The organism is Telluria antibiotica (genome assembly GCF_011682055.1).
GTDB classification, from domain to species: domain Bacteria; phylum Pseudomonadota; class Gammaproteobacteria; order Burkholderiales; family Burkholderiaceae_D; genus Telluria; species Telluria antibiotica.
This window is the reverse complement of record NZ_JAAQOM010000022.1, coordinates 87,378-100,562: the sequence shown is the minus strand read 5'-3', so window position 1 is coordinate 100,562 and position 13,185 is coordinate 87,378. Positions and strand designations below refer to the sequence as shown.

Here is a 13,185-nt window from a genome sequence, read left to right as displayed (position 1 = left end):
GGCGGTTTTTGGCAAAAGATGAAACGTTATCACATGAAAACATCCTTTACCTCGCCCCGCCCCGTTCCGGAAGGCCCATGGCGCTGGCTGGTGCCCGTGCTGCTCGTGCTGCTGTTCCTGCTCGTCCTGCTATGGCTGCCGTGGCAGGCGCGCCAGATGGAGAGCAACGAGCGCCAGGAACAGCTGATCGCCGATACGTTGTGGGTCGAGCAGACGCTGCGCTTCGAACTCGCGCGCAGCGAGGAAGCGCTGGCCGCGCTGGGCGCCGACCTCGCCATCGAAACGCCGCCGCCCGCCGCCCTGCAGGCGCGCCTGACACAGATGTTCAAGAACGGTCACGAACTGCAGCGCATCATCTGGTACGACGCGAACGGCCAGGTCAAGGCGAGCCGCGGGCTGGAACTGCCGCCGGACGGCCTCACGCAGTCGTCGCGCGACGCCGCGGTGATGTCGCGCAGCACCCGGCTGGGCCGCTACAGCGAACCGTATGGCGCCAAGGGCCTCGTCCACGGCCTGATCGACTTCCACCTGCCGCTGTACCACGCCGGCAAGTACATGGGCAGCCTGGTCGCCACCTACAACCTGCAGACGCTGCTGGACGAGAACGTGCCGTGGTGGTTCGCGCAGGACAACGCCCTCGCCCTGCTCGACCGCGACGACCACGTCGTGGCGCAGCGTGCCGCGGGCGGTCCGGGCCGCGGCGTCTACACGCACAAGCGCGCGCTCGACCTGCCCGGGTCGCAGATCGTGCTGTCCACCGACAGCGTCAAGGGCGCGCCGAAGCTGCTGCCGAATCTGCTCGTGGGTTCCGTGGTCGTGCTGGCGCTGGGCCTCGTGATCTCGCTCGTCGCGTTGTGGCGCCACATCGCGCGCACGATCGCGGCCGAGAACGCGCTGCGCCAGCAGATGGCATTCCGCACGGCGATGGAAGATTCGCTGCTCACGGGCCTGCGCGCGCGCGACCTCGAAGGCCGCGTCACCTACGTCAACCCGGCATTCTGCCGCATCGTCGGGCTGCCGCCCGAAGAATTGCTGGGCAAGACGCCGCCGATGCCCTACTGGGCGCCGGAAGCGATGGCCGAATACGAGAGCCGCTTCCGCCAGGTGCTGTCCGGCCACGCCACGCCGCAGTTCGAGACGGTGTTCCAGCGCTCGGACGGCGTGCGTGTGCCCGTGCTCGTGTTCGAGGCGCCCCTCGTCGACGCCAACGGCCAGCACACGGGCTGGATGAGTTCCATCCTCGACATCACGGACCGCAAGCGCGCCGAAGAACTCAACCGCCAGCAGCAGGAAAAGCTGGAGACGAGCGCGCGTCTCGCCACCATGGGCGAGATCTCGTCGATGCTCGCCCATGAGCTGAACCAGCCGCTGGCCGCCATCTCCAGCTACACGGCGGGCGCGCTGAACGTCCTCGCGCGCGCGGACGGTGCCGGCGCGGACGGGGCGAAAACGGCGCTCGACGCGGGCATGCTCAAGCGCGCGCTGGAACAGGCGAACACGCAGGCGCGCCGGGCCGGCCAGATCATCCGCAGCGTGCACGAATTCGTCAAGAAGCGCGAGCCGCGCCGCGAGACCGTCGCCATTCCGCACGTTGTCGACGGCATCCGCGCCCTTGTCGAACTGCAGGCGCGCCAGAGCTACGTCAGCCTGGTGGTCGACGTCCCGCCCGACCTGCCGCCCGTGCTGGCCGACCGCGTGCTGATCGAGCAGGTGCTGTTGAACCTCACGCGCAATGCGATCGAGGCGATGCAGGCCATCGATCCGGAGCGGCGCGTGCTGCGCATCGCTGCCGAGATGAGCGAACAGGGCCAGGTTGCCGTGTCGGTGATCGACAACGGCCACGGCATCGCGCCGGAAGTGGCCGAGCGCCTGTTCTCGCCGTTCTTCTCGACGAAGGCGGAAGGCATGGGCATGGGCCTGTCGATCTGCCGCACCGCGATCGAATTCCACGGCGGCACCCTCACGCACGCGGCGAATCCGGGCGGCGGCACCGTCTTTACGTTCACCTTGCAGCAAGCGCAGGAAGCGCCCGTTACCTAAGCCTTCCCGTTACAATACGGCGAAAAAAAGGAGACACGCATGCTGCACATCGTCGACGACGAAGACGTCATCCGCGACGCCCTCGAATGGCTGGCGCACTCGCGCGGACTGCCCGCGCGCGGCCACGCGGGCGGCCAGGCCTTTCTCGACGCCCTGGGCGACCGCTTCAGCGCCGACGCCGAGCATGGCGACTGCGTGCTGCTGGACGTGCGCATGCCGGGCATGAACGGCATCGCCGTGTTCGACCAGCTGGTCGCGCGCGGCCTGCTGGCGCGCCTGCCCGTGATCTTCCTGACCGGCCACGGCGACGTGCCGATGGCCGTCGACTCCCTCAAGCGCGGCGCCTTCGACTTCTTCGAGAAACCGTTCAACGACAACCAGCTGATGGACCGCGTCGACGAAGCCCTCGCCGCCTCGCGCAAGGCTGCGTCCGGCGACGCCATCCGCGCGCGCCTCGCCACCTTGTCGGCACGCGAGCGCGAAGTCCTCGATCTCATCCTGGCCGGAAATATGAACAAGGTCGTGGCGGACAAGCTCGGCATCAGCATGCGCACGGTCGAAGTGCACCGGGCGCACATCTTCGACAAGATGCAGGTCAAGACGGCCGTCGAGCTGGCCGGATTGTTAAAGTAACACCCGCGCACGGGTGGCCGCGTGGCCTGTGCCGCGCGGGGTTCGCTTGTAAAATCAACCTGAACATGGAGTGGTCGAACTCACCACGTCGAAACATTCTTTAGGGAACGCAGATGAGCGAGAAGACGATAGCCGACAAAATGTTCTTGAAGACCGCGAAATCGATGCTGATCCTGAACGGGAACGTGCATCCGGGCATGGTGTCGCAGATGCCGGCGAGTCTCATCAAGCCGGAACAGGACAAGGTCGACGTGGTGCTGCTGTTCGCCATGAACCGCAAGGAACTCGAACAATACTTCCCCATCGCCAAGGAACGCCTGGGCGACAAGGGCTCGCTGTGGGTCGCTTACCTGAAGCAGACGGCCTCCAAGGCCACCGACATCAACCGCGATTCGATCAATGCCTATGCCAAGGAAAACGGCATCACGGGTGTCGCCATGATTTCCATCGACGGCGACTGGTCCGGGCTGCGCATGAAGCGCATCGAACCGTAACGCCCTACCCCGCCACGCCGTGGCGCGCGAGCGCCCACGCGACATGCTCGCGCACGAGCGCCGATGGGTGGTCCGCGCGGGCGCGCAGCGCGGCGACGATCTCGTCCGACGTGGTTGCCTCAGTTGCAGCATTGCCCAATCCGACCGCCAGGTTGCGCAGCCAGCGTTCATGGCCGATGCGGCGGATCGGGCTGCCTTCCAGGCGGCGGTTGAATTCGTCCTCGCTCCACGCGAACAGCTCGACGAGCCCCGCCGCGCCGAGGCCGTTGCGCTCGTCGAAATCGGGCAGGCTCGAGCGTTGCGCGAACTTGTTCCACGGGCAGACCAGCTGGCAATCGTCGCAGCCGTAGATGCGGTTGCCGATCAGCGGGCGCAGGTCTTCCGGGATCGCGCCCTTCAACTCGATCGTGAGGTACGAGATGCAGCGGCGGGCATCGAGCCGGCCCGGCCCCAGGATCGCGCCCGTCGGGCACGCGTCGATGCACGCGCTGCACTGGCCGCAGTGGGCGCCCGTCGGCTCGTCGATCGGAAGCGGCAGGTCGACGAGGATCTCGCCGATGAAGAACGTGGAGCCGGCGTCGCGGCTCAATAACAGCGTGTGCTTGCCGCGCCAGCCGAGGCCCGCCTTCTGCGCCAGCGGCAGCTCCATCACGGGCGCGGAATCCGTGAACACGCGGTAGCCGTAGTCGCCGATGGCGGCGCGGATGCGGTCCGCCAGCTGCTGCAGCCGGTTGCGCAACACCTTGTGATAGTCGCGGCCGCGCGCATAGATCGACACGACGGCCGCCTGCGGATCGAGCTGGCGCAGGCGTTCGCGCGCGCGCCAGTCGGCGTCCGTATCCATCGGCAGGTAGTCCATGCGGGCGGTGATGACGCGCACGGTGCCCGGCACCAGCTCGGCCGGCCGGGCGCGCTTCATGCCGTGGCTTGCCATATAATCCATCTCGCCGTGATGGCCGGCGTCCAGCCATGCCTGCAGGCCCGGCTCCTGGTCGGCCAGGTCGACGTCCGTGATGCGCACGTCGGCAAAGCCCAATTCCACGCCCCAGGTCTTGATGGCCTGGACGAGTGTGGAAAGATCGGGCTGGACGGGAAGCTGGGCGGGCATGGGCGGACCTACAAACCTCATATTTTATTCGATGCAGCAGCAACCGAAACGACAACTGAACGCTTATCTTCCCGACGAATCGGCCACGCAGGCCCTTGGGGCCGCCCTCGCGCGCGCGCTGCGCCCGGGGCTCGTCATGTATCTGCACGGCGATCTCGGCGCGGGCAAGACGTCGCTCACGCGCGCGCTGCTGCACGCGGCCGGCCACAAGGGCGCCGTCAAGAGCCCCACTTATACGTTGTCGGAACCGTACCGCGTCGAACTGGATGGCAGGATGGTCAACGTGATCCACTACGACCTGTACCGCATGGCCAGCCCCGAGGAATTCCTGGACGCGGGCTTCCGCGAGGATTTCAACGGCGACAACGTCTGCATCGTCGAGTGGCCGGAAAAAGGCGCGCCGGTGTTGCCGCCACCCGACGTTAAAGTGTTGCTTAAGGTCAGCGGTTACGGGCGTGAGGTAGAATTGCAAGCGTTGTCCGACCTGGGCCTGCTATGCCTCGAATGCCTGCATTACCCCCCGACTCCCTGATTCCCGGCTCCCTGACGCGACGCACGATCCTGAAGGCCGGCGGCACGCTGCTGCTGTCCGTGATCGCCCCGCTGCCCGCGTCCGCCGCCCAGATCATGGCCGTGCGCGTCTGGCCCGCCGACGAGTACACGCGCGTCACCCTGGAAAACGACGGCGAGCTGAAGGCGACGCACTTCATGGTGCCGGACCCGCCGCGCCTCGTCGTCGACATCGAGGGCCTCGCGCTGAACGAGACGCTGAAAAGCCTCGTCGCCAAGATCGAATCGAACGACCCGTACATCAAGCAGGTGCGCGTGGGCCAGAATCGGCCGAACGTCGTGCGCCTCGTGTTCGACCTGAAGGAAGAAGTCAAGCCGCAGGTATTTACGCTCGCGCCCATCGCCGGCTACCACCACCGCCTGATCTTCGACCTGTATCCCGTCAAGGCCGTCGATCCCCTCGCGAGCATGATCGCCAAGGAAAACTGGACCACGGACGCCGCTCCCGCCACGCCGACCCCGGCCGTGCAGCCGGGCGACACGACCGTCGGCCAGGCCGGCCCGGACGCCATCGCGAAGCTGGAAGCGGACGCGGCCCGCGCCGGGTCCACGCCCGCGCAGCCGCAGCCGACGACACCGCAGCCGGCCAAGGCAGCGCCGGGTCAAAAGGTGGTGCGCATGGTGACCATCGCGCTCGACCCCGGCCACGGCGGCGAGGACCCCGGCGCGACGGGTGCCACGGGCGTGCACGAGAAGGACATCGTGCTGGAAGTGGCGAAGCGCCTGAAGGCCAAGCTGGAAGACATGCCGAACACGCGCGTGATGCTGACGCGCGACGCCGATTTCTTCGTCCCCCTGGGCCAGCGCGTGGAAAAGGCGAGGAAGGTGCAGGCCGACCTGTTCGTCTCGATCCACGCGGACGCCTTCGTGGAGCGCACGGCGCGCGGCTCCTCCGTGTTCGTGCTGTCGGAAAAAGGCGCCAGCTCGAGCGCCGCGCGCTGGCTCGCGAACGACCAGAACAAGGCCGACCTGATCGGCGGCGTGAATCTCGGCACGCACGACCGGGAACTTGCAAGCGTGCTGATCGACTTGTCGCAGACGGCCCAGATCAACGACAGCATGAAGCTCGGCAAGGCCGTGCTGACGGAAATCGGCGGCATCAACCGCCTGCACCGCGGCGTCGTCGAGCAGGCCGGCTTCGCCGTGCTGAAGGCGCCGGACATTCCCTCGATCCTCGTCGAGACCGCGTTCATCTCCAACCCGGAGGAAGAGGCGCGGCTGAAGGACGACGCGTACCAGAACCAGTTGGCCGACGCGATCACAAAAGGCATCAAGCGCTACTTCGCGTACAATCCGCCGCTGGCGAAGAGCCGCATGACCTGAGGAGGATTCTCGTGAACGCAACGACCACTCAATTCGGGCAATTGCCCGCCTTGCAACTTCGCGCGCCGGACGGCGCCGAGGCCACCATCACGTTGTACGGCGCCCACCTCGTGTCGTGGAAGCCCGTGCCGACGACCGGCGGGCCTGCGCAGGAACGCCTGTTCCTCAGCAGCCTGTCGGCACTGGACGGACAGAAGGCGATCCGCGGCGGCGTCCCCGTGATCTTTCCCCAGTTCGCCGAACGCGGCAACGGCATGCGCCACGGCTTCGCGCGCGTGGCCACGTGGCGCGTCGTCGACCAGGGCGAGGCCGACGGCGCCGCGTTCGCCGTCCTCGCGCTGAACCAGGCCGACCTGCCGCAGCAAGTGGCGGCCGCATGGCCGTATGCGTTCGAATTGCAGCTGCGCGTGACCGTCCGTGCCGCCGAGCTGGACATGCTACTTGCCGTGCGCAACACGGGCACGCAAGCCTTCCGGTTCGCCGCCGCGCTGCACACGTACCACCTCGTCGACGACGTGGACGCCGTGCGCATCGACGGCGTGCAGTCGGAGACGCTCGCGCTCACCGACAAGCTCGACCAGGTGTTCGAACGCATCCCCGGCCCGATCACGTTCGACTCGGGCGCCGACAAGGTGATGCTGGAGCAGACGGGCTTCACGGATGCCGTCGTGTGGAACCCGGGCGCGGCCGACGCGGCGGCGCTGTCCGACATGGACGACGAAGAATACCGCCGCTTCGTCTGCATCGAACCCGCGCTGCTGGGACCGCAGCCACTGGAGCCGGGAGGGACGTGGCGCGGGACCTACCGGGCCGTGGTGCAGGCCGGATAAGGATAACGACACCGCCGGCGTCTGCCGGCTTTTCGAACACCGCCGGCGCTTGCCGGCGTTTCATTTTGTAGCAAAAAAGAACGGCAAACCCCATGGGCCGGCCTAGACTACAGACAGGCAACCGAAGGGGTGATGCGATGGATACCCGAACGACTGGCTGGGTGAAACGCCTGGCGCTGGTAGTGGCGGCCGGCGGGGCCTTGTCGGGCTGTGCCGTCTACGCACCGCCCTACGCGGCCTACGACGCTCCTTACTCTCCGTACGGCTACGGCTACGGCCCGGCCTATGTGGGGCCGCCCATCTCGCTCGACTTCAGCTACCACGAATACGATCGGGGCGGCCGCGGCTGGTACGGACGGGGTGGCCGCCGCTGGCACTGACGACGTCGCCGCTCAGTTCGATTCCTTGATCATCCGACCGGACGTCGCCTGAAGGGGGCGCGCATTGAGCGGATACATGCGCGAATACAAGGCCATCTGCGCGGGCGACGCCTGCATCGGCTGCTTGAACACCATCCACAGCACGCCTTCCGTGCACGGCGGTTCCGTCAGCGACCCCATGTAGGTGAAATACTCGCGCCGTTCCGGCAACGCGTCCGTCGGGTCGATGACGATGGACGGCGACACCGTGTCGTATTTTTCCAGCGGCAGATTGTCCCAGATCGTCTGCATCAGGCGGTGCGGCTGGCCGCGCTCGAGCAGCACGGCGATGATCGCGACCTTGCCCTCGGCACTGCGGTGCACGAGGTGCATGACCATTTCCGTGCCCTTGCCGTTGATCTTTTCTTCCGACGGGCGGTGGAAATGGAATTCCTGCAACTCATACGCCGTGTTGCCCACGGTGATGAAGTTGCCGCCCCCGACCGTCACCTGGATCGTGTGGCCATTGTTGACCTCGCTGAACGACGACGGGTGGTAGTCGAAGCTGATCTGCTCGAGGTTGACCTTGATGCCGTCGCGCAGGTCGATCGGCGACTGGCGATTGCCCGTGCCGCACCTGGCCCAGTCGACATTGATCTTCGACCAGTTGGCCGGCCCCGTCTCGCCTTCATACGACCACACGGTGCCGTGCTTCGGTGCGGCGGCAGCGGCGGCAGCGGCGGCGGCGGCGAGCGCGACCTGCTCGTCCTGCCGGCGCTTGGCGTCCGCGAGTTTCTTCGCGCGTGCGGCGGCCGTCGCGCGCGCCTGCTGGCGCTCGCGCAAGGCGGCCAGGCGCTGGGCGATTTTCGCCGACAGTTCGACCTCGGCCTCGTCCTCGTTCGTCGAGGCGCTGCTCGCGGCCGGCTCGCCCTTCTTCTCGACGGGCTCAGCCTTCTTCTCGACGGGCTCGGCCTTCGTCACGACAGGTTCAGCCTTCTTCGCGACGGGCACCATGGCCGACGCGGGACGGGACACGGAAGCCGCCAGTTTGGCCGCCGCGGCGGCCGCGGGATCGTTCGCGGCGCTTGCGCAGAAGGTGACGCAGCTGCAAGCGAACAAGGCGATCAAGTTACGCATGGGAATCCAGTAGTGTTGCTCTCCTCTGCGTTATCGGCGTGACCGACAGTAAACTTGAGCCCAGGGAATAATTCCATGCATCAAGGACCGTAAACGCAAAACGCGCCGACGTGCGGCGCGCTGCAAGACCGGACGAAGATTGTCGTCAGCGGCTCATCATCCGGCGCCCCACCTTGTACAGGCCGCCCAGCGCGAGCGGCACGACGGCCGCGCCGACGCCGACCAGCACGATGACGGTCAGGTGGTCGCGCACGACGGGGATATTGCCGAAGAAGTAACCACCAGTCACCAGGCTGATGACCCACGCGGCGGCGCCCGTCACGTTGTACATCTGGAAGCGGGTATGGGTCATGTCCGAAATGCCCGCGACGAACGGCGCGAACGTGCGCACGACGGGCACGAAGCGGGCGAGGATGATGGTCTTGCCGCCGTGGCGCTCGAAGAACTCGTGGGTACGCCGCAGGGCGTCCTTGTTGAGCCAGCGGTAATCGTGCGTGAACACGCGGTGGCCGATCGCCCCACCGATGTAATAGTTCAGCGTGTTGCCTGTCACCGCGGCGACGATCAAGAGGGTCGTCAGCAAGGCGTAACTCATCTGGCCGGTGGCGCAGAAGGCGCCCGCGATGAACAGCAGCGTGTCGCCGGGGAAGAAGAACAGGACCACGAGGCCGGTTTCGCAAAACACGATGGCGAACAGCACGGCATAGACATACACCCCGTATTGAGCCAGCAGCGTGCCCAGGGTTTTATCGACATGGAGGATCATGTCGATGAATTGCATCAGATCCATAATTTTCCTAAATGGTAGCGCCGAATCATACCATCAGTCCGGCACCGCAAATGGCCACGGGCCCGTCCGGGCCGCGATTTTTCTCGATTGTCAAACGGTTCCGTTTTGGCTATTTCCCATATTACAATCGGCGACACACCCACCCGACAGGGCCCGCCACAAGCGGCCAAGGAGACGAGACTGATGGCTTACCCGACCTTCCGGCGCACGCTCCTCGTCGCCGCCTGCGCCCTCTTCGCCGCGACCGCCGGCACCGCCCGGGAACTTCCGCCGAAACCCAGCGTCGCCGACATCGTCAAGGCATCGAAGCCGTCCGACTGGCGTCCCCTCGATCCCGACAACACGTTGTACATGGACATGCCGTTCGGCCGCGTCGTCATCGAACTGGCGCCGGCATTCGCGCCGAACCACGTGAAGAACATCAAGGCCCTCGTGCGCGAGCATTATTTCGACGGCCTGGCCATCGTGCGCGTGCAGGACAACTGGGTCGTGCAATGGGCCGACCCGAACGAGGACAGCGACAAGGCCAGGCCCGTGAAGACCGCGCAGAAGACGCTGAAGGCCGAATTCACCGTCCCCATCAAGAACGACACGCATTTCACGCGCCTGCCCGACGCCGACGGCTATGCGCCCCAGGTCGGCCATTCGAACGGCTTTCCGGTCGGACGCGATCCGAAGACGGGCGAGACGTGGCTTGCGCATTGCTACGGCATGGTCGGCGTGGGCCGCGACAACGATGCGGACAGCGGCGGCGGCACGGCGCTGTACGCCGTGATCGGCCCCGCGCGCCACCTCGACCGCAACATCACGGTGGTGGGCCGCGTAATCTCCGGCATGCCGCAACTGGCCGCGCTGCCGCGCGGACCGGCGCCGATGGGCTTCTACGACAAGCCGGAGATGAACGTGCCGATCACGAGCATCAAGGTCGCGGCCGACGTCCCGCCGGCCCAGCGCAGTCATGTCGAAGTGATGCGCACCGACAGCGCGACGTACCAGGCCGTGCTGGACGCCCAACGCAACCGCGGCGGGCCGTGGACCAAGGTCCCGGCCGGCCATCTCGACCTGTGCGCCGCGCCGATCCCGGTGCGCGAACAGCCTTGACCTTCAGGAGGAGAGCATGGACAAGCCGATCATCAACATCGCCGACGTCACGCTGAACCCGCGCCCGCCGGCGATGTCACCGAAGCGCGAAGCCGCCGAGAAATACGATGCGAAGATGGGTTTCATCGGCACGCGCATCGGCGCCCGCAAGCTGGGCTACAACCTGACGGCGGTGCCGCCGGGCAAATGCGCCTTTCCGTTGCACAACCATCAAGTGAACGAAGAGATGTTCTTCATCCTGCAAGGCAGCGGCGAACTGCGCATGGGCGACGCCGTGCACGCTATCCGCACAGGTGACGTCATCGCCTGCCCGCCCGGCGGCAAGGACGTGGCGCACCAGATCGTGAACACGGGCACCGAGGAATTGCGCTACCTGGCCGTCAGCACGAAGGAATCGCCTGAGCTCGTCGACTACCCGGATTCCGGCAAGTTCGGCATCCTGGCGGAGCGTCCCGGCTCGAACGACCGCTTCGCCTTCATTGGCCGCGCGGACCAGTCGCTCGATTATTGGGAAGGCAATTAACCCAATTCGGGGTCAGAGCACGTTTTGCGGAAAATTCGGGGTCAGAGCACGCCTTTTCATGGCGTGTGACCCGAGCCGCGTGGCGCCGCGCCGCTCATTCTGGCCTCGGCATCAACTCAATTCATGCCTTAGAACTATTGCCACAAACGGTGCTCTGACCCCGACTTCCGGCCGACAAGTGCTCTGACCCCGAATTTCGCTTCGCTCGATTATTGAGAAGGCAATTGACGGGGTCAAACTTCGGTTTGGCAAAAATCAAACAGCGGCGTTTCCGGGGCCGGCCGCGAGCTATAATTTGGGGATGAACGCCCCGGCCCCTACCCACCGCCCCATCCAGCAGCTTCCCGACCAGCTCATCTCGCAGATCGCCGCCGGCGAGGTCGTCGAGCGGCCGTCGGCCGTGGTCAAGGAGTTGCTGGAAAACGCGCTCGACGCCGGCGCCACGCAGGTCACGGTCCGGCTCGAGGAAGGCGGCGTCAAGCGCATCGCCATCACCGACAACGGCCGCGGCATCCCGCCCGAGGAATTGCCGCTCGCGCTGGCGCGCCATGCGACGTCGAAGATCGCGTCGCTGACCGATCTCGAGAACGTCAACACGCTGGGCTTCCGCGGCGAGGCGCTGGCGTCGATCGCGTCCGTCGCCGCCGTCAAGATCACGTCGCGCACGCAAGGCGCGGCGCACGCGTGGGAAATCGTCGGTTCGCACCAGGGCACCGTGTCGCCCTCGTCCGGGCCGTTCGGCACGACGATCGACGTGCAGGACCTGTATTTCAACACGCCGGCGCGGCGCAAGTTTTTGAAATCGGAGCAGACCGAATACGGCCACTGCGCGGACATCGTGCGCCGCATCGCGCTCGCGCGGCCGGACGTGTCGTTCAGCCTGTCGCACAACAGCCGCACGATCGACCACTGGAACACGAGCGAATCCGCCAAGCGCAGCGCGCAGATCCTCGGCGGCGACTTCGCCGAAGCGCGTCTGCAGCTGGACGAAAGTGCCGGCCCGCTGCGCCTGCACGGCTACGTGGGCCTGCCGACGGCATCGAAGGCACGCGCCGACAGCCAGTATTTCTACGTCAACGGCCGCTTCGTGCGCGACAAGCTGCTCGTCCACGCCGTGAAAGCCGCGTACGAGGACGTGCTGCACGGCGACCGCTTCCCGTCGTACGTGCTGGCGCTCGAACTCGACCCGGCGATGGTCGACGTGAACGTGCACCCGTCCAAGATCGAAGTGCGCTTCCGCGACAGCCGCGCCGTCCACCAGTTCGTGTTCCACGCCGTGCAGCGCGCGCTCGCGCAGACGTCGGCGACGGCGCACGGCAACGCGCCCGCGCCCGTGAGTGCGGCCGAGATCAAGCCGTCATCCACGTCGCTGGGCGATGCGGCATGGCGCCGCCCGCACGAACAGACGACGTTCGGCTCGCAGCTGGCATCGCCAGCGTGGACCTCGGGCGGCGGTACGGGCGGCGGTGGCGGTGGCGGTGGCGCACGTGCATCGTCGACGTTCTCGCCGTCGCCATTCCCCGCCGGCAGCCGCTGGGATGCGCCGACGTCCGCCGGCGTCCCGCAACGCACGGACAGTTATGGCGCGCTGTTCACCGGCGCACCGAAGACCATGCAGCCGCTCGGCGTGCAGGAAGCGCCGGTGCCGGAGACAACGAAGCCTGCATCCGACGACGACTTCCCGCTCGGCTTCGCGCTGGCCCAGCTGCACGGCATCTACGTGCTGGCGCAGAACCGCAAGGGCCTCGTCCTCGTCGACATGCACGCGGCGCACGAACGCATCCTGTACGAGCAGTTGAAGAATGCACTCGACGCCCAGGCCGGCGGCGAGCAGATGCAGGTGCAGCAGATGCTGATCCCCGTGACCTTCTTCGCCGACGCCATCGAAGTGGGCACGGCGCAGGAAGAACAGGAAACGCTGAAGGCACTCGGCTTCGACATCGCCGCCGTATCGCCGACGACGCTCGCCGTGCGCGCGGTGCCGACACTCCTGAAGAACGCCGACGCGCAGACGCTCGCGCGCGACGTGCTGCGCGACGTGCGCGAGTTCGGCGGCTCGCGCGTGCTGATCGAGCGCCGCAACGAACTGCTCGGTACCCTCGCCTGCCACACCGCGGTGCGCGCGAACCGCATCCTCACGCAGCCCGAGATGAACGCCCTGCTGCGCCAGATGGAAGCGACGGAACGCGCCGACCAGTGCAACCACGGCCGCCCCACCTGGGTCCAACTCGAAATCGCGGCGCTCGACAAGTTGTTCCTGCGCGGCCAGTAAAGCAT

At 66.6% G+C, this 13,185-nt stretch carries 13 protein-coding genes; 10 read left to right on the top strand and 3 right to left on the bottom strand.

Annotated features, from left to right (window positions below; genetic code table 11):
- Positions 1–33 precede the first annotated feature (33 nt).
- The 3 genes from HAV22_RS27840 to HAV22_RS27830 all read left to right on the top strand — a co-directional run bounded on the left by HAV22_RS27840 (position 34) and on the right by HAV22_RS27830 (position 3,167).
- On the top strand, positions 34–2,040 hold the full coding sequence (locus tag HAV22_RS27840) for a PAS domain-containing sensor histidine kinase (RefSeq protein ID WP_166864062.1): 2,007 nt from the start codon (positions 34–36) through the stop codon (positions 2,038–2,040).
- 39 nt (positions 2,041–2,079) lie between these two features.
- Positions 2,080–2,673 (top strand): response regulator transcription factor, encoded by a 594-nt coding sequence (locus tag HAV22_RS27835; RefSeq protein ID WP_166864059.1) that lies wholly within the window; start codon positions 2,080–2,082, stop codon positions 2,671–2,673.
- A gap of 140 nt (positions 2,674–2,813) precedes the next feature.
- A complete protein-coding gene (locus tag HAV22_RS27830; protein WP_229421468.1) occupies positions 2,814–3,167 on the top strand; it encodes a DUF3052 family protein in 354 nt (117 codons plus the stop codon).
- A gap of 4 nt (positions 3,168–3,171) precedes the next feature.
- Here HAV22_RS27830 and queG read toward each other — a convergent pair whose 3' ends face one another.
- Positions 3,172–4,275, bottom strand: coding sequence for a tRNA epoxyqueuosine(34) reductase QueG (gene queG, locus HAV22_RS27825; protein ID WP_166864053.1), 1,104 nt, complete (start codon positions 4,273–4,275; stop codon positions 3,172–3,174).
- Between the two features lie 31 nt (positions 4,276–4,306).
- Here queG and tsaE point away from each other — a divergent pair, with 31 nt between their 5' ends.
- From tsaE to HAV22_RS27805, 4 genes are all read left to right on the top strand, one after another.
- The gene (tsaE, locus tag HAV22_RS27820) at positions 4,307–4,807 is read left to right on the top strand and encodes a tRNA (adenosine(37)-N6)-threonylcarbamoyltransferase complex ATPase subunit type 1 TsaE (protein ID WP_166864050.1); all 501 of its coding nucleotides are present in this window, start codon (positions 4,307–4,309) and stop codon (positions 4,805–4,807) included.
- Positions 4,771–6,168, top strand: coding sequence for an N-acetylmuramoyl-L-alanine amidase (locus HAV22_RS27815; protein ID WP_166864048.1), 1,398 nt, complete (start codon positions 4,771–4,773; stop codon positions 6,166–6,168). The genes tsaE and HAV22_RS27815 overlap by 37 nt, the downstream gene beginning before the upstream one ends.
- A gap of 11 nt (positions 6,169–6,179) precedes the next feature.
- Positions 6,180–6,998 (top strand): D-hexose-6-phosphate mutarotase, encoded by an 819-nt coding sequence (locus HAV22_RS27810; protein ID WP_166864046.1) that lies wholly within the window; start codon positions 6,180–6,182, stop codon positions 6,996–6,998.
- A gap of 137 nt (positions 6,999–7,135) precedes the next feature.
- Entirely contained in the window at positions 7,136–7,378 is a 243-nt protein-coding gene (locus tag HAV22_RS27805; RefSeq protein WP_166863883.1) for a hypothetical protein, read from the top strand.
- Positions 7,379–7,390: 12 nt separating this feature from the next.
- Here HAV22_RS27805 and HAV22_RS27800 read toward each other — a convergent pair whose 3' ends face one another.
- Together HAV22_RS27800 and HAV22_RS27795 are read right to left on the bottom strand one after the other, a co-directional pair.
- Positions 7,391–8,494 (bottom strand): carbonic anhydrase, encoded by a 1,104-nt coding sequence (locus tag HAV22_RS27800; protein WP_166864044.1) that lies wholly within the window; start codon positions 8,492–8,494, stop codon positions 7,391–7,393.
- Between the two features lie 145 nt (positions 8,495–8,639).
- On the bottom strand, positions 8,640–9,284 hold the full coding sequence (locus HAV22_RS27795; RefSeq protein WP_166864042.1) for a VTT domain-containing protein: 645 nt from the start codon (positions 9,282–9,284) through the stop codon (positions 8,640–8,642).
- 183 nt (positions 9,285–9,467) lie between these two features.
- On the opposite strand from HAV22_RS27795, the gene HAV22_RS27790 reads away from it, so the two are divergent.
- The 3 genes from HAV22_RS27790 to mutL all read left to right on the top strand — a co-directional run bounded on the left by HAV22_RS27790 (position 9,468) and on the right by mutL (position 13,180).
- Positions 9,468–10,385, top strand: coding sequence for a peptidylprolyl isomerase (locus tag HAV22_RS27790; protein WP_166864039.1), 918 nt, complete (start codon positions 9,468–9,470; stop codon positions 10,383–10,385).
- 16 nt (positions 10,386–10,401) lie between these two features.
- On the top strand, positions 10,402–10,908 hold the full coding sequence (locus HAV22_RS27785; protein ID WP_166864036.1) for a cupin domain-containing protein: 507 nt from the start codon (positions 10,402–10,404) through the stop codon (positions 10,906–10,908).
- 301 nt (positions 10,909–11,209) lie between these two features.
- On the top strand, positions 11,210–13,180 hold the full coding sequence (mutL, locus tag HAV22_RS27780) for a DNA mismatch repair endonuclease MutL (protein WP_166864033.1): 1,971 nt from the start codon (positions 11,210–11,212) through the stop codon (positions 13,178–13,180).
- Positions 13,181–13,185 lie beyond the last annotated feature (5 nt).